Origin of the sequence: Hydrotalea sp. AMD (assembly GCF_004100315.1) — a bacterium.
Classification (GTDB): domain Bacteria; phylum Bacteroidota; class Bacteroidia; order Chitinophagales; family Chitinophagaceae; genus Hydrotalea; species Hydrotalea flava.
This window is the reverse complement of sequence record NZ_SCKY01000006.1, coordinates 1-21,313: the sequence shown is the minus strand read 5'-3', so window position 1 is coordinate 21,313 and position 21,313 is coordinate 1. Positions and strand designations below refer to the sequence as shown.

Below are 21,313 nucleotides of genomic sequence, written 5' to 3'. Positions count from 1 at the left end.
TGATTGTTGTCATACCGTGTCAAAAATTCCGGCATTTTGGTATGTAAGTTATCCTACATTCAGTATTTAACTATCTTCATGTTTCATTTTTATCATTGCTTTATGAGAAAAATTTATTTGGGGGGATGTATCCTTCTTTTTAGCGCTTGTGTTCAAAAAAAACAGGTAGATACCATTGTTTACAATGCACATATTTATACCGTTAATGCGCAGTTTGATACGGCAAGCGCCATGGCCATTCAACAGGGGAAGATAGTAGCCATTGGTAAAACAGACAGTATTCTGCAACATTTTTCTGCTAAAGAAATGCTAAATGAAAATGGAAAAACCATATTTCCCGGTTTTATTGATGCGCATGCTCATTTTGTAGGCTATGCTCAGGAACTATTTACCGCCGATTTGCGTAATACCAAAAGTTTTGATGAAGTGCTGGAACGCTTAAAAGTTTTTGCTGCCCAACATCCTAACCAACCCTGGTTATTGGGCAGAGGTTGGGATCAAAATAAATGGCCGGGTAAAGCTTTCCCTAACTCAGTTGCAAAATTAAACCAGCTTTTTCCATTTACTCCCGTTTTTTTAACTAGGATAGATGGCCATGCAGCCATAGCTAATGCCAAAGCAATGGATATGGCAGGAATTAAAGCGGGCCAAAAAATTGTAGGCGGTAGTTTTGAAACTTTTGAAGGCAGACTTACCGGTGTTTTAATTGATAATGCACAAAAGCCGGTATTGGCAGTAATGCCACTTTTATCTGCCAATGCTTATGCGGAAAGATTGATGGCTGCTCAGCAAAATTGCTTTGCCATGGGTTTAACAACTATTACAGATTGCGGTCTGAGTTACAAAGATGTATTGCAAATTGACAGCCTGCAAAAATCCGGTGCTTTAAATATGCAACTGTATATTATGCTGAGTGATGCCAAGGAAAATTACGACTATTTTTTGCCTAAAGGCCCCTATAAAACCGATAAATTGTTTGTTAACGGTTTTAAATTTTATGCCGATGGCGCTTTGGGTAGCCGCGGTGCCTGTTTGCTGCAATCCTATGCCGATAAACCCGGCTGGTATGGTTTTTTATTGAGTAATGCTTCACACTTCGATTCAATGGCCAATATTTTATCGAAAACAAATTTTCAAATGTGTACCCATGCCATTGGCGATTCCGGTAACCGTGTAATTTTACAGGTATACAACAAATATTTAAAAGGCAAAAACGACAGGCGTTGGCGCATAGAACATGCACAAATTGTTGCTCCGGAAGATATTGCTTTATTTGGTGCAGCTTCCATTATTCCTTCTGTACAGCCTACCCATGCCACCAGTGATATGTATTGGGATGAAAGCCGATTGGGTAAAACCCGGCTTAACAATGCCTATGCTTATAAAAATCTTTTAGCACAAAACGGCTGGCTGCCATTGGGTACCGATTTTCCGGTAGAAGACATTTCGCCCTTTAAAACTTTTTTGGCTGCAGTATTTAGAGTAGATAGTATCGGTTTTCCACCCGGAGGGTTTTTGCCCGAAAATGCCCTAAGCCGCGAAGAAGCCATTCGGGGTATGACCATTTGGGCTGCCCGGGCCGATTTTTTAGACAAAGAAACCGGCAGCCTTGAGCCTGGTAAAAAGGCCGATTTTGTTGTGCTTGATGCCGATTTAATGCAAATTCCCTGGAATCGGGTGCTGCAAACAAACGTGCTGGCTACTTATATTTCAGGCAAAAAAGTATACCAAAAATAAAAATAAAAGACGGGTTTTTTTCATGAAGTGGTTTCATGCTTTGTGGTGAATGACTGCTGTATCTTCTTATTGCATTAACAGATTCCTTACCTTCGCAACTTTTAAAACCGCATTGATAGTACAGTATTTATGAGCAATACATACCGCGAATTTCAGGCCTTACATTTACCTTCTATTGAAAAAGAAATATTGCAACGCTGGCAGCAGGAGCAAGCTTTTGAAAAAAGTATTTCTTTACGTGAAGGCGCACTGCCCTTTGTGTTTTATGAAGGGCCGCCCAGTGCCAACGGTATGCCGGGTATACACCATGTTATTTCCAGAACATTGAAAGATTTGGTTTGCCGCTACAAAACCATGCAGGGTTTTCAGGTAAAAAGAAAAGGAGGCTGGGATACCCATGGCCTTCCGGTTGAATTAGGGGTAGAAAAAGAACTGGGCATAACCAAAGAAGATATTGGTAAAAAGATTTCAGTTGAAGCTTACAATCAAAAATGTAGGGAAGCAGTTTTGCGCTACAAGGATAAATGGGATGAGATTACCACTAAAATGGGCTATTGGGTAGATTTGAATGACCCTTACATTACATTCGATAATAAATATATTGAAACCTTATGGTGGATTTTAAGTGAACTGTATAATAAAGGTTTACTATATGAAAGTGTAAGCATTCAACCATACTCTCCTGCGGCGGGAACCGGTTTAAGCAGTCACGAATTAAACCAGCCCGGCACTTATAAGGACGTAAAAGATACAAGTTGTGTGGCGATGTTCCGCTTACTGCCTGTTTCAATAATTGAGGGAAAATGGAGAGAAACATTTAGCAACTACCTCATTGAAACTGCCTCTAATTCCTGGAAAACTAATAAAGTAAAAAGTTCAGACGTTTTTCTTTTAGCCTGGACTACTACCCCCTGGACATTGCCCTCAAATTTGGGATTAGCAGTAGGGGCAGCTGTAGATTATGTACTCATTAAAACCTTTAACCCGTACACGCATTTGCCGGTAAATGTGGTATTGGCTAAAGATCTTATTCCAAAATATTTTAAGCAGGAAGCCGAAAATGCTGATTTTAACGGCTATTCTTCCGAATCAAAAATCATCCCCTGGCAGCAATTGGCCATTTTTAAAGGCAGCGAATTAGAAAATTGCCGTTACGAGCAATTAATGCCTTACGAAGCCAATCAGCCTGTATTAGCCGATGGTGAGCCATTTAGGGTAATGCTGGGCGATTTTGTTACTACAGAAGATGGTACCGGTATTGTACACATTGCGCCTGCATTTGGAGCAGATGATTTTAAAGTAGGAAAGAAATACGGCATCGGTATTTTAACGCTGGTAGATAAACAGGGTAAGTTTGTAGATGGCTTGGGCGAATTCAGTAACCGTTATGTAAAAAATTATACCGACGATCCGCAGTATCAGGATGTAAATGTAGATATCTGTGTAAAACTTAAAAAAGAAAACAGGGCATTTAAGGTAGAAAAATACGAGCACAGCTATCCCCATTGCTGGCGCACCGATAAACCCATTTTGTATTATCCGTTAGATGCCTGGTTTATTAAAACCACAGCGGTTAAAGACAGAATGGTGGCACTCAATAAAACCATCAACTGGAAACCCAAAAGTACCGGCGAAGGCCGCTTTGGCAACTGGTTAGAAAATATGGTAGATTGGAATTTGAGCAGAAGCAGGTATTGGGGCACACCCTTACCCATTTGGCGAACAGAAGATGGTGCAGAAGAAATTTGCATTGGTTCAATTGATGAACTAAACGCAGCCATTAAAAAAGCCAATGAGGTGTTAGGGGTAGAGGTAAATAAGCATTACCTGCATGAAGGTATTTTAGACCTGCACAAACCCTATGTAGATGCAATTGTTTTGGTTAGCCCTTCCGGTAAACCCATGAAACGGATACCCGATTTGGTAGATGTATGGTTCGATAGTGGCGCCATGCCTTATGCACAATGGCATTATCCGTTTGAAAATAAAGATTTGATTGATAAAAGCGCCGCTTTCCCCGCCGATTTTATTGCTGAAGGCGTTGACCAAACCCGTGGATGGTTTTATACGCTCCATGCGCTGGCAGTGATGTTGTTTGACAGTGTAGCCTACAAAAATGTAGTATCCAATGGGTTGGTATTAGATAAGAACGGTAATAAAATGAGCAAGCGCCTTGGTAATGTGGTAAATCCGTTCGATACAATTGAACAATTTGGTGCCGATGCCACCCGCTGGTATTTAATTACCAATGCCTCACCTTGGGATAATTTAAAATTTGATTTAGAAGGTATTAAAGAAGTACAGCGTAAATTTTTTGGCACCTTATACAATACTTATCAATTTTTTGTGTTGTATGCCAATGTAGATGGTTTTGCATTTAAGGAATCTTACATCCCCATTCAGCAAAGGCCTGAAATAGACCGTTGGATTCTCTCTTCGCTCCATTCCCTCATTCAAAAAGTAACCGATGCATTGAATGATTATGAGCCCACTATTGCCGGTCGTGCTATAGAAGATTTTGTTAATGAACAGCTCAGTAACTGGTATGTACGCTTATGTAGAAGAAGGTTCTGGAAAGGAGAATATGAAACTGATAAAATCAGCGCATACCAAACCCTTTATGAATGTTTAGAAACAATAGTGCAGTTAATGGCACCTGTTTCACCCTTTTTTAGTGAGGCCATTTTTTGTAATTTGAATGAAGTTAGCCGGCGTTATCAGGCTGCATCTGTTCATCATACAAACTATCCTAAAGCCAATGCAGCCATGATAGATGCTGATTTAGAAGAAAGAATGCAACTGGCGCAGGATGTGTGTTCCCTGGTTCTATCGCTTCGTAAAAAAGTAAACATAAAAGTTCGGCAGCCGCTGCAAAAAGTAATGATACCGGTTTTAAATGCCGATATGCAGCAGCAGTTAGAAAAAATAGCCGATTTAATTAAGGCCGAAGTAAATGTAAAAGAAATTGAATTTTTAACGGATGCGGAAGGTGTTATTCAGAAAAAAGTAAAACCCAATTTTAAACTGATGGGGGCCAAAATGGGCAGTAAAATGAAAATGGCAGCAGCATTAATTGGGCAATTAAATCAGCACCAAATCGGCATTCTGGAACGTGAAGGCAGTTTAATGTTGGAGTTGGAAGGGGAACAAATACCTGTTTTGCTGGAAGAGGTAGAAATTTTGGCAGAAGATATACCCGGCTGGTGTGTTGCTTCCAAAGCATCTTTAACCGTTGCTCTGGATATTACAGTGACTCCTGAACTGCAAAATGAAGGAAATGCCAGAGAATTAGTGAATCGTATCCAAAATATCAGAAAAGAGAGCGGATTTGAGCTAACAGACCGTATATTCGTACACATTATGGAAAATGCCGTATTAAAGCCTTCCATAATTCAATTTAACGATTATATTTGCCGCGAAATTTTGGCAGACGCTATTCACTGGGTACCAGATTTGCAGCAGGGTACAGCAATTGAAGTGAATGGTGTTTTGTTAAAACTGGCAGTAACAAAAAAAGGATAAAATGTATGGCTACCAAAAAAACTGCGCCTAAAAAAACAACAAAGCCTGCCGCTAAGGCAGCTAAAAAGGCAGCACCAGCCAAAAAAGTTGCTGCAACCAAAAAAGCAGCAGCACCGGCCAAAAAAGCGGCTCCCGTAAAAAAAGCAGGAACACCGGCTAAAAAAGCTATATCTGCAAAAAAAGCAGCACCTGCCAAAAAAGAAACGGTTGTTACCGTAAAAAAATCTGCTGCTGTGGTACAACCTGCAAAAAAAACAGTTACTGCAGGTAAAAAAACGATGCCTGCAACAAAATCAGTGGAAGCTATACATAAAACCAAGCACGAAAATATTCATTCTGAACCCATCAAACCCAGTAAAGCAGAAAAAGCTGCTACTGTTCCCACTATGCCAAAGAAAAAGCAACCTGAGCCATTGAAAGAAGTGAAAGTTCCTAAAACCAGTACCAAAACCAGTGTTCCTTATAGCCCGGGTTATACACCACTTGAAAAAAGAGTTGACATGGGTAAACCAACTGAATCAATAGTGCGCTATTCTGATGCAGAATTAAATGAGTTTAGAGAGCTGATTAATAAAAAATTAGATAGCGCCAAACGTGAATTAGCCTATTTGCAAGGTTTAATAACCCGTAAAGATGAATTGGGTGGCGATGAAAGCGAAGGCCGTTATATGACCATGGAAGATGGTGGTATGAGTATGGAAAGGGAACAATTAAGCCAAATGGCCAGCAGGCAAATTACCTATATTGACCATTTGGAAAAAGCGCTTATGCGAATTGAAAATAAAACCTATGGTATTTGCCGTGTTACCGGAAAATTAATTGATAAAGCCAGACTGCGTGCTGTTCCACATGCTACCTTAAGCCTTGAAGCCAAATTAGGTTTGGTGAAAGGTCCCGAAACAAGCAATGAATAAACTTTTACAAAAATAAAAATGGTTTAAGCTCGTTTTAAGTGGCTTTTTTATGGAATTGATTCCATTGATTAATGCACTTCCTGCATGGTTACCAATTTTTTATAAATACCTTCTAATTCAATTAACTGTTGGTGGGTGCCCCTTTCAATAATTTCACCTTTATCTAATACAATAATTTCATCGGCATGTTTAATGGTAGATAAGCGGTGTGCAATTACAATGCTGGTTCTGTTAAGCATCATATTATTAATGGCATCCTGCACCAGGCGCTCACTTTCAGTATCAAGAGATGAAGTGGCTTCGTCTAAAATAAGAATCGGTGGGTTGCGTAAAATAGCTCTGGCAATGGTAATTCGCTGTTTTTCGCCACCACTTAGTTTATTGCCCCGGTCGCCAATATTGGTTTTATATCCTTCTTCTTTTTGCAATATAAACTGATGGGCATTGGCAATTTTAGCTGCTTCTATAATTTGCTCCATTGTGGCATTTTCGGTGCCAAGGGCAATGTTGTTTGCAATGGTATCGTTAAACAAAATGGGTTCCTGTGTAACAATACCCATGTGTTTGCGTAAGCTATACAAGTTGTAATCTTTAATATTAATACCATCAATTAGTAATTCGCCTTCACTTACATCCTGAAAGCGTGGAATTAAATCTGCGAAGGTACTTTTCCCTGCACCACTGCTGCCTACAATAGCAACGGTACTTCCTTTGCGTATGGTGAGATGGATGTTTTTAAGTGTTGAAAATTCATCATAACTGAAGCTTACATTTTTAAATTCAATTTGATGTTTGAATTCTGTAAACTGAATTGGATTTTCTATTTCAGTAATTGAAATGGGTGCTTTTAAAATTTCTTCTATTCTCTGAATAGCCGAACTGCCGCGCTGTGCGTTGTAAAAAGCTGTAGACAGAGATTTGGCTGGATTAATAATTTGCGTGAAAAATAAAATGTAAGTAATAAAAGCATCAGGCTGTAAAAAGTTTTTGCCGCCAAGTACCAACCTTCCGCCAAACCACAAAATACAGCACATTACAATTACACCTAAAAATTCGGAAAGTGGAGATGCCAGATCTCTTCTGAAATTCATTTTATTCCGTATCTCATTCAGTTTATTATTGGTATAATAAAATTTACTGCCAATCAATTTTTCAGCATTAAAGGCCTTGATGATTCTAAGCCCACCCAGGGTTTCATCTAAAATAGACATTAGGGTACCCTGAAACTCCTGGGCATGGGTAGATTGTTTTTTTAATGAACGGCTTACCCTGCCTATAATAAAACCGGTTAAGGGTAACAAAACCAATAAAAAAAGCGACAGTGCCGGACTGAGAAAAACCAGCGTAAATAAAATAATAATGATGTTTAAAGGATCTTTTACCAATCCCTCCAACGTACCAATAATGCTCCATTCAATTTCATTGGCATCATTACTCATACGGCTAATAATATCGCCTTTGCGTTGTTCTGTAAAATACCCAACTGGCAATGCCAGAATTTTTGCAAATAAATCGCTCCGCAATTTTGTCATTACATAGTTGCGCATGGGTGTTAATACCCGGTATGACAAATAAATAAAAGTGTTTTTCAGAAAAATTGAGAGGATAATGATAATGCAAATAAAAGCCAGTGCATACATTTCACTGTGTGTTCTAATTAACTGGCTTAAAATATATTTCAGATAATTTAACATGCCATTGGCACTGTATGAAAAATCGGGTTTTACTTCCATCAATTTTTCCTTCCCGAATAATAATTGTAAAAAAGGGGCCAGCATAGCCAGTGAAACCAGCGAAAAAACAATGGATAACAGGTTAAATATTACGTATAAAACAATGTTCTTTTTTTGACTGCTTAGGTAAAACAAAATTCTTGAAAAACGCTTCATAGATAAAATATAATAAGAAAGCCGCAAAGTAACTAAATTTACCACCAAATAAACCTTAAAGATTATGTTGGAAGGAAAACGTCAAAAACAAGTAGCTGCTGTGTTGCAAGAGGCCTTGAATGAAATTTTTATGCGGCTCGGTTTAAATATGATAGATGGTGGAATGGTATCAATTTCTAATGTAAAGGTAACACCCGATTTATTGGAGGCCAGAATTTATATCAGCCTTTTTAAAATAGAACAACCCGCTGTTACCATGAAACGGATTGATGATCGTGCTTGGGAAATAAAAAAGCATTTAGCCGAACAGGTAAAACACCAGTTAAGGCGTATTCCGGTATTGCAATTTTATTTAGATGATACCCTTGATCATGTTTTTAAAATGGAAGCATTGTTTAAACAAATCAATACTTCAAAAAATGATGATGCTGCATCATAAAAAATATTATTGATAGCTCACCACTGAAAATTGTAACATTGAATTTTTTATTTGCCAGGCGATATTTTACCTCTAAAAAATCAACCAATGCTATTACCCTGATTGCATGGATTAGTATTACTGCCATTATGGTTGGAACAGCTGCTTTGATTATTGTTTTAAGTGTGTTCAATGGTTTTGAAGATTTGGTGAAAGGCCTGTATGCCGATTTTTATGCCGATATACGCGTAACACCACAAAAAGGAAAAACTTTTTTATTACTTCCTACGCAGTTGGGTCAACTTAAAAATATTTCCGGAATCGGATCTTATAGTTTAACTGCCGAAGAAAAAGCCCTGCTAGTAAACGGCGATAACCAAACAATTGTTCTTGTAAAAGGGGTAGATAGTAACTATACACGTATTAACAACATTCAATTGCATATGGTTCGTGGGTCTTTTGTATTGGGCAATGCTCAAAAACCACAATTAATTGTAGGAGCTGGTATAGAAAATGCTTTGGGATTAGATGTAGAGCGAAGTTTGTATCCGCTAACATTGTATATGCCCAATACACAATCGGATAATATGTTATCATCAGAAGGGCTTTACGCCTATAATATTTTACCCGCCGGTACTTTCATGATTCAGGAAGATTTCGATAACAAATATGTTTTTACCAATCTTGCTTTTGTGAAATATATGCTTGATATGCAGCCCAATGAATACAGTGCTATTGAAATTAAATTAACAAAAGATGCCAATACGAACAATGTACAGTTGCAAATTGAAAACTTGTTGGGCAATGCATTTAAGGTGCAAACCAGATATCAGCAAAACGAAAGTTTGTATACTGTTATGGAGGTGGAAAAATGGGTGATATATGGAATATTGTCAATTATATTAATTATTGCTGCATTTAATATGATTGGCGCATTAACCATGCTGGTATTGGAGAAGCAGAAAGATATTGCTGTTTTAAAAGCATTGGGCGCATCAGACGGGCTGATTCAAAAAATATTTTTAACTGAGGGTTTTTTATTGGCCATTACAGGTGGTGGGGTAGGAATGGTGTTGGCGCTCCTGATATGTTTCATCCAAATTAAATTTCATTTAATTGGGTTAGGCGGTGGAACGTTTATTATTGATTATTATCCTGTAAAATTAGTGCCCGGCGATTTTGTATTGGTAATGATAACGGTACTGGCTATTGCATTATTAGCTGCCTGGTTTCCGGCATACAAAGCAGGCAAAGAAAAATTATCGCTTAAAAGTTGAAATTAATGTGCAATAAATGCAATAAAATTGTATAAAAAAAGCCGGCCATTCTATGAAACTGCCGGCTTTCATCTTTCTATCTTATTTTAATAATCACCTAAAGTTTCAGGTAATTGGTTTAAAGCATCAGCTAATTGAGCATCGCTGGGTGCAATACCATGCCATTCATGGTGTCCTTCCATAAAATTTACACCTTTCCCCATTACTGTTTTCATTAAAATGCAAATGGGTTTGCCCTGACCGGTTAACTTTTTTGCTTTATTTAAACCGGTAACTACCTCCTCCATATCATTGCCATTCATTTCTAAAACATGCCAGTTAAACGCATCAAATTTGGCTTTCAGGCTTTCTAAATTCATTACAACACTGGTTGGACCGTCAATTTGCTGGCCATTATAATCGATAGTAGCAATTAAATTATCTACTTTATGGTGTGCTGCAAACATAATGGCTTCCCAGTTTTGACCTTCTTCCAACTCTCCATCACCGTGTAAAGAAAAAACAAGGTGTTTATCACCATTTAATTTTTTTGAAAGTGCTGCTCCAATTGCTACACTCATACCCTGTCCTAAAGAACCGCTGGCTACGCGTACACCTGGTAAATGTTCATGAGTGGTAGGGTGACCTTGTAATCTGGAATTTAATCTTCTGAATGTGCCGAGTTCTTTTACATCAAAATAGCCTTTTCTGGCTAAAACACTATAAAATAAGGGTGATATATGTCCATTGGATAAGAAGAAAATATCTTCTCCAATGCCATCCATATGAAAGGGAAGTTTGGTATCCATTATATCAAAATAAAGTGCAGTCATATAATCGGCACAACCCAATGAACCGCCCGGATGTCCGCTCTGCACATCATGTACCATCCGTAAAATATCTCTTCTAACTTGCGATGCTGTTTTTTCTAATGTTGCTATGTCTGCCATAAATACTAATTTGGTTTGGCAAGATAATTGATAATTGAATACCATCCGCATCGGGATGCATAATGTTAGCCCGATATGATTTTTTTACAATTTTATGTACAATTGTTAAAAATTTAAAAAACATCTATCTTGCCTTTGTAATTCTACCCCTCTAACCAATAACTAAAGCTGTAAAAAATCCTGCAATGGAGAAAATTATTATTGGGGGCCTACTCTCTTTTATTATAACACTACTTGCAATTCCGGCAATTATTCAAATTGCAAAGATGAAAAAGTTGTATGATGTACCTGACGATTGGAAGATACATCATACGCCTGTTTCCTCATTGGGCGGTGTTGGTATTTTTGCAGGGTTTCTTATTGCATTTTTGTTGTTGAGCGATTTGGCTCCCCGGGTGCATGGCTTTCCATTTTATATAGCAGCTTTTGTGGTGGTTTTCTTTTTTGGTGTTAAAGATGATATTTGGTAATAACACCTTTAAAAAAGTTTTTAGGTCAGTTGGCTGTTGCTATTATTTTAATGTATAAAAACCAGTTGCTGATTGATGATATGCATGGTTTTATGAATATTGGTATCATTCCTCCTGTATTTAGTTACCCACTTATCATGTTTACAATTATTGTTGTAATGAATTCTTGCAATTTAATTGATGGTGTAGATGGCTTGGCTGTCTCTATAGGATTCATTACCTGCACTTTGTTTTCTGTATTTTTCTATTTAAATAATGATTGGTTTTTTGCGTTGATGGGCATCTCTATGTCAGGGGCATTGCTGGCTTTTCTTCGCTTCAATTTTTCACCTGCCAAAATTTTTATGGGCGATACGGGTGCTATGCTATTAGGCTTGGTCAATGCAATTTTGGTCATTCATTTTATTAAAACTGCTGAAGGCTCTCATATTTTACCAGTTTACGCTGCACCTGCTATGGGATTTGGTATTTTGTTATTGCCTTTATTAGATACACTTCGTGTATTCAGTTATTCGTATTTTTAATAAAAAGTCACCTTTTTCGGCTGATCGAAATCATTTACACCATATGTTATTAGACAGGGGATATTCTCACAAAAAAATTACCCTTTGTTTATCTTCTGTATCCATTCTCTTTATAGTACTCAGTTATCTGGCACTTCCCTTAGGTACAACAAAAGTTATTTTGTCGCAAATTGTATTGTTTTTCTCTGCAATATTATTCTTGAATTTTACCAACATACGGCAACAAAAGAAAAACGCAGAGTTAATGGATGCCGATGGGCATCAAAATTTTATTGCTTTAACTACTAATAAAACAAATCCTATTGCTACGGTAACTGATAAATAATTTAGTTTTTCATTGCATCTGGCTGGCGTCTCACTCCCTTATTCTGTTGAATTTGTAAATACTGGGCTGCAAGATGTTGTATTCTTTATTAGATTTGCGCCACTTAATCATCATTTTATTATGACCGAAGCATTAAATCTAATTATTGAGGATATTGAATCAGGCATGAAAAAGGCCATTTTGCATTTAGAGGTAGAATTGACTAAAATCAGAGCGGGTAAAGCCAATCCGGGTATGTTAGAAGGTATTGCTGTAGATTATTACGGTAATCCTACCCCCATTCAGCAAGTGGCCAATGTAAGTGTTTTAGATGCCAGAACCATTAGCATTCAGCCTTGGGAAAAGAAAATGCTGGCAGCCATTGAAAAAGCCATTATGCAGGCCAATATTGGAATAACTCCGCAAAATGATGGTACCCAAATTCGTTTATTTTTACCACCTTTAACAGAAGAGCGCAGGAAAGAAATGGTGAAAAAAGCTGCTGCTGAAGGGGAACAAACCAAAGTAGCTATTCGCAATATTAGAAGAGAAGGTATTGAACAGGTAAAGAAATTACAAAAAGATGGTTTAAGTGAAGATGTGGTAAAAGATGCAGAAAAAGATATTCAGGAAATTACAGATAAATACACGGGCCTGGTTGAAAAACATTTAGCTGTTAAAGAAAAAGAAATAATGACGGTATAATGGGTTGGGTTTTGAATGGTTTGTGGGCAAAACATTGTAAATGAATGTATTTGCCCATTATTTTTTATAGCGGTTGGTAATAGACACACCGGTTAAAATTAACAGCATACTAATCAACTGATTCATTCCAAAAACTTCTCCTGTTAAAACACCCCAGCCTACAGCCACAAAGGGTATACCGTAAGTAACCATTGATGCAAACAGTGCCCCCGATTGTTTTAATAAAATATAAAACAGTACAGTGGCAACTGCTGTACCCATAATACCCAATAAAGCACTAAATAAAGTGGCATGTATTACCGCAGTAATAAATGTTTGTGTAAAATAGCCCGTAAAACTTAAAATTACCAAACAAGGTATCATTAATAACACAAATGCCATGCTGGCTATATGTAGTGAGCCAATACCCTGCAGGTGTTTTCGTACATAATTTACATTTAAGCCATATAAAAAAGTAGCCAATAAAATAAACAGTGCATAGCCCACATTTGTAAAACTAAAGTGCCCTTTGTTAAAAAACAGGAACAACAAACCTCCAAAACCGAGCAATACACCCAACAATTGCATGGGTTTAATTTTCTGTTGAAAAAATAAAATACCGGTAGCAATGGTAAATAAGGGGGTAAGTGCATTCAATATACCTGCCAAACTGCTGTCTAATTTTGTTTCGGCCAAACAAAACAAATAGGCCGGAAAAAAACTGCCCAAAAGCCCAGAAACCAATACCGGCCATCGTTTATCAACAGTAATACTTTTAAAAGCTTTCAGCCCAAATGGCGTTAATATAATACCCGCACTTAAAATTCTGATGGTTGCCACCTGGTAAGGGGTTAGTGCCTGCATGCCTTCCTTCATTAAAATAAAGGAACTGCCCCATATAATGGAGAGCATTACAAATAAAAACCAACTTAAAAAGGGTTTATTCACTGCTAAATTTTTGCAAACCTAAATTTTTAAAAATGAATAGTGTTATATTTAATAAAATTTCAATTATGGCAAAAATCCGTTTAGCCCATTTGGATACCCTTCCTCCCAAAAAAACACAGAAAAAGAAAATTATAGCCGAAACTGAAAAAATAATTGAGGAATTAGATGAATTGCAGAACCAGTTATATGCTCAATCTAAACATGCTGTTTTAGTGGTAATACAAGGTATGGATGCTGCCGGAAAAGATGGTGCCATTCGGCACGTATTCGGTAAACTAAATCCGCAGGGTGTACAGGTTACTTCATTCAAAGAACCCACCGCATTAGAATTATCGCACGATTTTTTGTGGCGTATTCATCAGCATACCCCTGCAAAAGGGATGATACATATTTTTAATCGCAGTCATTATGAAGATGTATTGGTTACCCGTGTCCATAAAATGATTAATAATAAACTGGCTTATAAAAGGATGGATGCCATTAATGATTTTGAACATTTACTGGAGGAACACAACAATACCCATATTCTAAAATTTTACTTACATATTTCACATGGGGAACAACTGAAAAGATTAGACGAAAGAATAAAAGACCCTAAAAAACAATGGAAGTATAACGAAAAAGATTTTGAAGAATCTAAATTGTGGGTAGAATATATGGAAGTGTATGAAGATTGTATGAATCATTGTAATAAAATACCCTGGATAATTACTCCTTCTGATGCACACTGGTACAAAGAATACATGATTGCTTCAACTTTACATCAACTTTTAAAAGATTTAAAAATGCAATACCCCGGTTTAAAAAAATGAGCCAACTAATTTGTGTGTGCAACGAATTTTACATATTTTTATTAGCAAACCAACATCTGAAATATGTCTTTTGTAAAAGAATTTCGCGAATTTGCCACGAAGGGCAATGTAATGGATTTAGCCGTGGGTGTAATTATTGGCGGTGCTTTTGGCAAAATAGTAGATTCTGTTGTAAACGATTTAATTATGCCGGTTGTGGGTATTTTGTTCAAGGCTGATTTTACTAACCTTTATCTTCCGCTATCCTCAAAAGTAACACAAGGGCTTACTTTGGTAGAAGCAAAAAAGTTGGGGCCTGTTTTTGCCTGGGGAAGTTTTGTAACAGCAGTAATTAACTTTATAATTCTGGCTTTTGTTATTTTCCTTCTGGTCAAGGGCATGAACAGGTTAAAACGTAAAAATGAAGCTGCCGCTCCGCCGCCGGGACCAACCCCTACCGAGCAATTACTCATGGAAATACGCGATGCGCTAAAAAAATAACCAGTTTTACTTCAAAATCCTGCAAATGAAGGTTTGTGGGATTTTTTTGGTGGATAACTTAAAGGGTTGTCGGCGTATTTATACCATTCCTTTTCTTTTATTTGCGGGTACTAAAAGCTGAAAATTGTGAATCAGGAAACTTACCAAATTAAAATTGAGCATTTTGAAGGTCCCTTTGATCTGTTGTTGTTTTTTATTGAACGCGATGAATTAGATATTTACAATATACCTATTACTAAAATCATCAACGATTTTCTGGTTTTTATTCATGCGCAGGAAAAATTGAATATAGAATTGAGTAGTGAATTTATACTATTTGTATCTACATTAATGCGCATTAAAGCCAGATTATTATTACCACGCAAAGAAATAGATGCACAGGGCAACGAAATAGATCCACGGCAGGAATTGGTAGATAAAATTCTGGAATACAAACGTTTTAAAGAAGCCGCAGCTCAAATGGCAGAAATGGAAGCCAATCGTTTGTTGATGGCAAAACGCGGTAATCTGCCAAAAGAAATGGCTATTATAACAGAAGAAGCAGGTGAGGGAACCGAAATACAAACTATTACACTTTTTAAATTGATGAAAACATTTGAAAAGGTAATGCTGCGTATACAGGAAAAGCAAAATAGGCCTACCCATACAGTTGTGCGTTATAACTATACCATTGAGGGTAGCCGTGATTATATGTTAGAATTTATGGCCAAAGAAAAAACAGCTTCATTTGAAAATATTTTTGAAATATGCGAAAACCGTATACATGCTATATTTCTGTTTCTCTCAATTCTTGAGTTGGTGCAGCAAAAGTTTATGAAAATGATGGTAGGCGAAGGACGTAATAATTTTATTTTAGAATGGAATGAGAATCGGGAAGATGATTTAAAATTGGCCGGCTATGAAGTAGAACGTGCCACTGAAGAAACACCTTTGCCCGAAGATTTTGACGAATAAACGATTCTAAATTTTATAAAAAAGCCTGTTTTACAAATGCGTAAAACGGGCTTTTTTAATGGGTGCAGTTGTATGTTAAAATATTGCATTCATTACAATGTCTTTTACCTGACTCAATAAAATTCTTTCCTGTTGCATCGAGTCGCGGTATCGAATGGTTACAGTATTATCTTCTTTAGTTTGATGGTCTATTGTTACACAAAATGGTGTTCCAATGGCATCTTGCCTGCGGTAGCGTTTACCAATCGCATCTTTTTCCTCATAAAAACACCTGAAATAATTTTTGCATTCATCCATTAAATCACGTGCAATTTCAGGTAAACCATCTTTTTTGGTGAGGGGTAAAACAGCTAATTTAATGGGTGCAATTTTTTCAGGAATATGCATTACCACTCTGTTGTCGGTACTACCATCTTCTTTGGTAATGGTTTCTTCTTCGTAAGCATGTGCCATAATTAATAAAAACATTCGGTCTAAACCAATAGATGTTTCAATAACATACGGTATATAATTGCCGTAGGGCTTACCGGTAGCAACATTTGTATCAGCATCAAAATACTGCATCTTTTTTTTGCTGTACAATTGGTGTTGCGTTAAATCAAAGTCGCTGCGAGAATGAATACCTTCCACTTCCTTAAATCCAAACGGAAATTCAAATTCAATATCGCAGGCTTCTTTGGCATAATGCGCCAGTTTAACATGGTCGTGATACCGGTATTTTTCTGCAGGTATACCCAGGCTAAGGTGCCATTGTAAACGTGCCTGTTTCCAGTATTTATACCATTCTCCTTCAGTACCAGGGCGAACAAAGAATTGCATTTCCATTTGTTCAAATTCCCTCATTCTGAAAATAAACTGGCGGGCAACAATTTCATTGCGGAAAGCTTTACCGGTTTGGGCAATTCCAAAAGGTATTTTCATGCGGGCAGTTTTTTGTACATTTAAAAAGTTTACAAAAATACCCTGTGCAGTTTCCGGTCGTAAATAAATGGTATCAGCCTCATCTGTAACAGAACCTAATTTCGTATCGAACATTAAATTAAACTGCCTGATATCGGTCCAGTTACAAGTGCCACTAATGGCGCAAACAATTTTATGGGATTCTATTAAATTTTTTAAACCAGCAAAATCATCTTTCGATAATAAAGCATCCATTTCCTGCAATAAAGCCTTTGCTTCTTTTACTTGCCCATTTTCTTCTAATTTGGCCGCATGTGCTTCAATCAAATGGTCTACCCTGTAACGCTTCTTACTGTCTTTATTATCAATCATGGGATCGTTGAAATTATCTACGTGCCCACTTGCTTTCCAGGTGGTTGGATGCATAAATATGGCCGCATCAATACCTACAATATTTTCGTGTAGTTGTGTCATGCTTTTCCACCAGTAGTCTCTAATATTTTTTTTCAGTTCACTGCCATAAGGGCCATAATCGTAAACGGCACTTAATCCATCATAAATTTCGCTGCTGGGAAACACAAAGCCATATTCTTTGGCATGGGCAATAATTGTCTGAAAGCTATTGTCTTGTTGCGTACTCATAATGTGCAAATATAACTGTATGCAAATGTTCTGTGATAGAAGTGAAATTTTTTTTCAACAAACAAATGTTTGTTATGCTATTGTAGTTTAGAATTATTCAGATGTCTGGTGCTGTCGCGCTTTGTCTTCTTTTCTATATTTTTCTGCAGGGCTTCGGTAAGGTTTACGCCGGTTTGGTTAGCAAGGCAAATGAGTACCCACAATACATCGGCCATTTCATCTCCTAATGCATCTTCAGTTTCGCCGGCTTTAAACGATTGTTCACCATATTTACGCACCATAATTCTGCTGAGTTCGCCTACTTCTTCCATTAAAATACCCAGATTGGTCAGTTCATTGAAATAGCGAACACCTACAGTTTTTATCCATTCATCAATTTGTTGTTGTGCGGCAGCAATTGTCATGATTAAATTGTTTTTAATAAAATGATGGTGGCAATAGATTGTGCTCTTTGTTTTATTTTTTTGGCCATATTTCCTGAAAATAATTGATCGGTAGTTTGGTTAAATAAAAGCAACCATTGGTTAAAATGCGCTTTAGTAAAGGGTGCTAATTCATGCAGGTGTTGGTGAACAGCAACGGCATTTCCTTTGTATACCGGTGTTTCAAATAAAACTGATTCCCAAAAATCTACAATCACCGGCAAATGTTTTTCCATGTTTAATTGCACTATTTCATTAAAATAATGTTGTATTACATCATCCTTCAGGGCTTTTGCATAAAATGTTTTCATCAATAACATTAAATCTGTACGGTTGCTGATATCTTTTAACATGGCACAACAATGAATGGGTTCATTATTCTCTGTTTTTAGAATCAATAAAAATGGTTACCGGTCCATCGTTCAGCAAAGCTACTTTCATATCTGCTCCAAAAATGCCCTTTTCAATTTTTTTGCCCAATGCTTGTTCTAAGTGAAGTATTAGCTGCTCAAAAATGGGATTGGCTATTTCCGGTTTGGCTGCTTTGATAAACGAAGGACGATTGCCTTTTTTGGTGGCGGCATGGAGTGTAAACTGACTAATGAGTAAAATATCGCCATCAATTTCTTTCACACTTAAATTCATCAATCCGGCTGCATCATTAAAAATACGTAATTGTACAATTTTATGACTCAGCCATTCAATGTCTTCCAGATTATCCTCATTTACTATTCCTGCAAAAACCAATAAACCCTGTTGAATAGTACCTACGATGTTGTTATTAACAGTTACAGATGCCTGACTTACTCTTTGAATAATGATACGCATAATGGTGGTTGATACTTAAGTTTTAACTTTACTGGAATATGAAGATAAATATTCAGGATGAAATAATTTTTTCTACTGCCCGCAGTGGCGGCAAAGGTGGCCAAAATGTAAATAAAGTAGAAACAATGGTAGAGGGCAGATGGCCGGTAATGCAATCTGCATTGTTTACCGAAGAACAGAAACAGCAAATTAACAGGCATTTACAACACAAAATAACCAAGGAAGGATTTTTATTAGTAAAATCGCAGCAGGCAAGAAGTCAGTTAGAGAATAAAGCATTAGTAATTCAAAAAATGAATGATTGGGTAAATGCAGCATTGGTGAAGAAAAAAGCACGTATTGCATCTACACCTACTGCAGTTTCTAAGCAAAGAAAAGCAATGGCCAAACAAAAAAGGGCTAACCTAAAATTGATGCGCAAAAAATATTTCAATAACGATACTGAATAAAGAAGTTGTGTGTAAAAAATTTTTACTGTTTGTTTTTTGTACCATGTGTGTATGGGTATTGTATGCACAAAGCCTGCAGTTGAAGTTTGTAGCTTTGGCCGGCCAACAACCTTTGGTGTTATTAGATAGTACCTACCACACCGCTTTGAATGAGCCGGTTACATTTCGGAACTTTCTTTTTTACATAAGCCATATTCAGCTGAAAGATGATAATGGCCATGAAATTCCATTGAAAAATGAATATTATTTAATTAATGCTACAGATGCGGCCTTTAAAGCAATTGACCTACCGGTTAAGCCACAACATATTGCTTCTATTACATTTACGGTTGGGGTAGATAGTATTAAAAATGTAAGTGGTATACAAACCGGTTCGTTAGATCCTATGCGGGGTATGTTCTGGACTTGGAATACCGGTTACATTTTTGCAAAATTAGAAGGTAATTCACCTGCATCAAAAGCGCCGGCGCATTATGTAACTTACCATATTGGCGGATATAAACACAATGAAAATGCTTTGCGGGTTATTCATTTCAACCTTCCACAAAAAAAATCGGTGCATCAAATTAACATAGGGGCAGATGTATTGGCATGGTTTAATAAGCCGCATCCTTTGTCTATTCAAGAACATCCTATTTGCCATTCGCCTGGTAAGTTGGCCATGCAAATAGCGGATAATTATGCGCAAATGTTTCATATCATAAATGTTGAATAATTTTTAAAACGGAAGTTTTGTAAAATGTATGAAGTGGCAAATTACCATAATGATAATTGTACTATTGGTTATAATGGCAACCGGTTTTACCATTTATAGCAGTAAGCCTACACCGTTGGTATTTAAAATACCACCCGGATGGCCGCAGCCTGTGTATAATTTTAAAGAAAACCCTTTAACCGTCCAGGGTTTTGAATTGGGTAGAAAATTATTTTATGATGGAAGATTGAGTAAGGATGGTAATTTTCCCTGTGCCGGTTGCCACCAACAGTTTGCAGCATTTGCTACTTACGATCATAATTTAAGTCATGGCTATGATAATTCACTTACTACCCGCAATGCACCTGCTTTACAAAACTTAGCCTGGCAAAAAGCATTCATGTGGGATGGGGGTATTAATCATTTAGATGCACAGCCACTGGCGCCTATTACTGCACCGAATGAAATGGCCGAAACCATTGAAAACATTATTAAAAAGCTCAATGCAGATTCCGAATACCCAACGCTTTTTAAACAGGCTTTTGGTACAAAAGAAATTAATACCAAACGTATTATGCAGGCCCTGAGCCAGTTTGAACTGATGTTGGTAAGCAGTAACAGCAAATACGATAAAGTAATGCGTGGTGAAGCTCATTTTAATTTACCCGAAAGTTTAGGCCATGCTATTTTTAAACAAAAATGTGCGAGTTGTCATAAAGAACCTTTGTTTACCGACTTTTCTTATCGCAATACCGGACTGCCGGCAGATGATGTGCTGCAGGATATGGGCCGTATGAAAATTACCGGTAATCCGGCCGATTCATTGAAGTTTAAAGTGCCCAGCCTGCGCAATGTGGCTGTTACCCAGCCTTATGGGCATGACGGACGTTTCTTTTTTCTAATTAATGTATTTGATCATTACCGAAAATCAATGATAGTAGGCCCCACTACGGATAGTTTATTACGGAACAAACTGCCTTTATCGAATTATGAAATTGGACAATTAACCGCTTTTTTATATACATTAACGGATAGTTCATTTTTAAAAGATCCGCGATTTGCTCCTCCCGGATACACCATTACACCTCCTTTTATGCATGTGCATTAAATGGAACTGTTAAACTATTTGCTAAACCTTTGTGCTTACTGTAATCGATTCGTTATTTTAGCGCCCAATAAAAAGGATTACTATTGAGCAGTATCAAAAAATTAGCCGGACAAACCATGTGGTATGGGGTAAGTTCTATTGCCGCAAGGTTTATCAACTATCTTTTAACCCCGCTATTAACCTATGGACTGGCCAAAACCAGCGATTATGGAAAAATGGGATTAATTTATGCGGCTATTCCCATTTTAAATGTGTTATTTACTTATGGTTTTGAAACGGCATATTTTCGTTTTTCTTCGAAAGATGAAAACAAAGCCATTATTTATGATACCGCAGCATTATCGATCTTCTTTTCAACCATTTTATTTTCAGTAATACTTTGGATGAATCAGTCTGTTTTAGGAAATG

22 protein-coding genes and 1 pseudogene are annotated in these 21,313 nt (G+C 37.1%); 16 read left to right on the top strand and 7 right to left on the bottom strand.

The features are described from left to right. The first annotated feature begins 102 nt into the window (after window positions 1-102). The 3 genes from EO766_RS05395 to EO766_RS05385 all read left to right on the top strand — a co-directional run bounded on the left by EO766_RS05395 (window position 103) and on the right by EO766_RS05385 (window position 6,173). Window positions 103-1,737: an amidohydrolase gene (locus EO766_RS05395; RefSeq protein ID WP_074419321.1), complete on the top strand. Its 1,635-nt coding sequence runs from the start codon at window positions 103-105 to the stop codon at window positions 1,735-1,737. 129 nt (window positions 1,738-1,866) lie between these two features. Beyond that, on the top strand, window positions 1,867-5,259 hold the full coding sequence (gene ileS / locus EO766_RS05390) for an isoleucine--tRNA ligase (RefSeq protein ID WP_074419813.1): 3,393 nt from the start codon (window positions 1,867-1,869) through the stop codon (window positions 5,257-5,259). A gap of 5 nt (window positions 5,260-5,264) precedes the next feature. Further along, entirely contained in the window at window positions 5,265-6,173 is a 909-nt protein-coding gene (locus EO766_RS05385; RefSeq protein WP_179853201.1) for a TraR/DksA family transcriptional regulator, read from the top strand. A 68-nt stretch (window positions 6,174-6,241) separates the two neighbouring features. Here the strand turns inward: EO766_RS05385 and EO766_RS05380 are convergent, their stop codons facing one another. Then, window positions 6,242-8,062 carry an ABC transporter ATP-binding protein gene (locus EO766_RS05380; protein ID WP_074419390.1) on the bottom strand — a complete coding sequence of 607 codons (1,821 nt, stop codon included), beginning with the start codon at window positions 8,060-8,062 and terminating at the stop codon, window positions 6,242-6,244. Window positions 8,063-8,126: 64 nt separating this feature from the next. Here EO766_RS05380 and EO766_RS05375 point away from each other — a divergent pair, with 64 nt between their 5' ends. Next, window positions 8,127-8,501 carry a ribosome-binding factor A gene (locus EO766_RS05375; protein ID WP_081298668.1) on the top strand — a complete coding sequence of 125 codons (375 nt, stop codon included), beginning with the start codon at window positions 8,127-8,129 and terminating at the stop codon, window positions 8,499-8,501. A gap of 38 nt (window positions 8,502-8,539) precedes the next feature. Next, on the top strand, window positions 8,540-9,757 hold the full coding sequence (locus EO766_RS05370; RefSeq protein ID WP_074419391.1) for an FtsX-like permease family protein: 1,218 nt from the start codon (window positions 8,540-8,542) through the stop codon (window positions 9,755-9,757). An 86-nt stretch (window positions 9,758-9,843) separates the two neighbouring features. On the opposite strand, the gene EO766_RS05365 is transcribed toward EO766_RS05370, so the two are convergent. Beyond that, the gene (locus tag EO766_RS05365; RefSeq protein WP_074419403.1) at window positions 9,844-10,686 is read right to left on the bottom strand and encodes a transketolase; all 843 of its coding nucleotides are present in this window, start codon (window positions 10,684-10,686) and stop codon (window positions 9,844-9,846) included. Between the two features lie 185 nt (window positions 10,687-10,871). Here EO766_RS05365 and EO766_RS05360 point away from each other — a divergent pair, with 185 nt between their 5' ends. From EO766_RS05360 to frr, 4 genes are all read left to right on the top strand, one after another. After that, window positions 10,872-11,156 (top strand): MraY family glycosyltransferase, encoded by a 285-nt coding sequence (locus EO766_RS05360; RefSeq protein ID WP_143439129.1) that lies wholly within the window; start codon window positions 10,872-10,874, stop codon window positions 11,154-11,156. After that, entirely contained in the window at window positions 11,150-11,680 is a 531-nt protein-coding gene (locus tag EO766_RS05355; RefSeq protein WP_074419393.1) for an MraY family glycosyltransferase, read from the top strand. Before EO766_RS05360 ends, EO766_RS05355 begins: the two co-directional genes overlap by 7 nt. A 43-nt stretch (window positions 11,681-11,723) precedes the next feature. Further along, window positions 11,724-12,005 carry a hypothetical protein gene (locus tag EO766_RS05350; protein WP_143439130.1) on the top strand — a complete coding sequence of 94 codons (282 nt, stop codon included), beginning with the start codon at window positions 11,724-11,726 and terminating at the stop codon, window positions 12,003-12,005. 120 nt (window positions 12,006-12,125) lie between these two features. Further along, window positions 12,126-12,689, top strand: a complete 564-nt coding sequence (gene frr / locus EO766_RS05345; RefSeq protein ID WP_074419395.1) for a ribosome recycling factor — start codon at window positions 12,126-12,128, stop codon at window positions 12,687-12,689. 57 nt (window positions 12,690-12,746) lie between these two features. On the opposite strand, the gene EO766_RS05340 is transcribed toward frr, so the two are convergent. After that, the gene (locus EO766_RS05340) at window positions 12,747-13,616 is read right to left on the bottom strand and encodes a DMT family transporter (protein ID WP_081298669.1); all 870 of its coding nucleotides are present in this window, start codon (window positions 13,614-13,616) and stop codon (window positions 12,747-12,749) included. Window positions 13,617-13,681: 65 nt separating this feature from the next. On the opposite strand from EO766_RS05340, the gene EO766_RS05335 reads away from it, so the two are divergent. The 3 genes from EO766_RS05335 to EO766_RS05325 all read left to right on the top strand — a co-directional run bounded on the left by EO766_RS05335 (window position 13,682) and on the right by EO766_RS05325 (window position 15,862). Next, complete coding sequence (locus tag EO766_RS05335) at window positions 13,682-14,428, top strand: PPK2 family polyphosphate kinase (protein WP_074419405.1); 747 nt, start codon at window positions 13,682-13,684, stop codon at window positions 14,426-14,428. Window positions 14,429-14,491: 63 nt separating this feature from the next. Further along, the gene (mscL, locus tag EO766_RS05330; RefSeq protein ID WP_074419396.1) at window positions 14,492-14,908 is read left to right on the top strand and encodes a large conductance mechanosensitive channel protein MscL; all 417 of its coding nucleotides are present in this window, start codon (window positions 14,492-14,494) and stop codon (window positions 14,906-14,908) included. A 126-nt stretch (window positions 14,909-15,034) separates the two neighbouring features. Then, window positions 15,035-15,862 carry a segregation and condensation protein A gene (locus tag EO766_RS05325; protein WP_245634900.1) on the top strand — a complete coding sequence of 276 codons (828 nt, stop codon included), beginning with the start codon at window positions 15,035-15,037 and terminating at the stop codon, window positions 15,860-15,862. 75 nt (window positions 15,863-15,937) lie between these two features. Here EO766_RS05325 and EO766_RS05320 read toward each other — a convergent pair whose 3' ends face one another. The 4 genes from EO766_RS05320 to dtd form a co-directional block, all read right to left on the bottom strand. After that, on the bottom strand, window positions 15,938-17,404 hold the full coding sequence (locus EO766_RS05320; protein ID WP_074419398.1) for a glycine--tRNA ligase: 1,467 nt from the start codon (window positions 17,402-17,404) through the stop codon (window positions 15,938-15,940). A gap of 77 nt (window positions 17,405-17,481) precedes the next feature. Continuing rightward, the gene (locus tag EO766_RS05315; protein ID WP_074419399.1) at window positions 17,482-17,808 is read right to left on the bottom strand and encodes a nucleotide pyrophosphohydrolase; all 327 of its coding nucleotides are present in this window, start codon (window positions 17,806-17,808) and stop codon (window positions 17,482-17,484) included. A gap of 2 nt (window positions 17,809-17,810) precedes the next feature. Then, a complete protein-coding gene (locus tag EO766_RS05310) occupies window positions 17,811-18,224 on the bottom strand; it encodes a group III truncated hemoglobin (RefSeq protein WP_218836944.1) in 414 nt (137 codons plus the stop codon). Continuing rightward, window positions 18,202-18,654: a D-aminoacyl-tRNA deacylase gene (gene dtd, locus EO766_RS05305; RefSeq protein ID WP_074419400.1), complete on the bottom strand. Its 453-nt coding sequence runs from the start codon at window positions 18,652-18,654 to the stop codon at window positions 18,202-18,204. Before dtd ends, EO766_RS05310 begins: the two co-directional genes overlap by 23 nt. Window positions 18,655-18,713: 59 nt before the next feature. On the opposite strand from dtd, the pseudogene arfB reads away from it, so the two are divergent. From arfB to EO766_RS05285, 4 genes and pseudogenes are all read left to right on the top strand, one after another. After that, window positions 18,714-19,103: pseudogene (gene arfB / locus EO766_RS05300) on the top strand (alternative ribosome rescue aminoacyl-tRNA hydrolase ArfB); the annotation flags it as partial. A gap of 7 nt (window positions 19,104-19,110) precedes the next feature. Next, window positions 19,111-19,818, top strand: coding sequence for an MbnP family protein (locus EO766_RS05295; protein WP_143439131.1), 708 nt, complete (start codon window positions 19,111-19,113; stop codon window positions 19,816-19,818). Window positions 19,819-19,867: 49 nt separating this feature from the next. Beyond that, window positions 19,868-20,905: a cytochrome-c peroxidase gene (locus tag EO766_RS05290; protein WP_179853202.1), complete on the top strand. Its 1,038-nt coding sequence runs from the start codon at window positions 19,868-19,870 to the stop codon at window positions 20,903-20,905. A gap of 83 nt (window positions 20,906-20,988) precedes the next feature. Further along, on the top strand, window positions 20,989-21,313 hold a 325-nt coding region (locus EO766_RS05285), incomplete at its 3' end, for a lipopolysaccharide biosynthesis protein (RefSeq protein ID WP_502697229.1).

Coding starts and splice junctions, on each gene's coding strand:
- EO766_RS05365 (WP_074419403.1), bottom strand. CDS start 10,686: ATGGCAGACATAGCAACATTAGAAAAAACAGCATCGCAAGTTAGAAGA.
- EO766_RS05290 (WP_179853202.1), top strand. CDS start 19,868: ATGATAATTGTACTATTGGTTATAATGGCAACCGGTTTTACCATTTAT.
- EO766_RS05350 (WP_143439130.1), top strand. CDS start 11,724: ATGTTATTAGACAGGGGATATTCTCACAAAAAAATTACCCTTTGTTTA.
- EO766_RS05375 (WP_081298668.1), top strand. CDS start 8,127: ATGTTGGAAGGAAAACGTCAAAAACAAGTAGCTGCTGTGTTGCAAGAG.
- ileS (WP_074419813.1), top strand. CDS start 1,867: ATGAGCAATACATACCGCGAATTTCAGGCCTTACATTTACCTTCTATT.
- EO766_RS05320 (WP_074419398.1), bottom strand. CDS start 17,404: ATGAGTACGCAACAAGACAATAGCTTTCAGACAATTATTGCCCATGCC.
- EO766_RS05380 (WP_074419390.1), bottom strand. CDS start 8,062: ATGAAGCGTTTTTCAAGAATTTTGTTTTACCTAAGCAGTCAAAAAAAG.
- EO766_RS05315 (WP_074419399.1), bottom strand. CDS start 17,808: ATGACAATTGCTGCCGCACAACAACAAATTGATGAATGGATAAAAACT.
- EO766_RS05395 (WP_074419321.1), top strand. CDS start 103: ATGAGAAAAATTTATTTGGGGGGATGTATCCTTCTTTTTAGCGCTTGT.
- EO766_RS05335 (WP_074419405.1), top strand. CDS start 13,682: ATGGCAAAAATCCGTTTAGCCCATTTGGATACCCTTCCTCCCAAAAAA.
- EO766_RS05360 (WP_143439129.1), top strand. CDS start 10,872: ATGGAGAAAATTATTATTGGGGGCCTACTCTCTTTTATTATAACACTA.
- frr (WP_074419395.1), top strand. CDS start 12,126: ATGACCGAAGCATTAAATCTAATTATTGAGGATATTGAATCAGGCATG.
- EO766_RS05385 (WP_179853201.1), top strand. CDS start 5,265: ATGGCTACCAAAAAAACTGCGCCTAAAAAAACAACAAAGCCTGCCGCT.
- mscL (WP_074419396.1), top strand. CDS start 14,492: ATGTCTTTTGTAAAAGAATTTCGCGAATTTGCCACGAAGGGCAATGTA.
- dtd (WP_074419400.1), bottom strand. CDS start 18,654: ATGCGTATCATTATTCAAAGAGTAAGTCAGGCATCTGTAACTGTTAAT.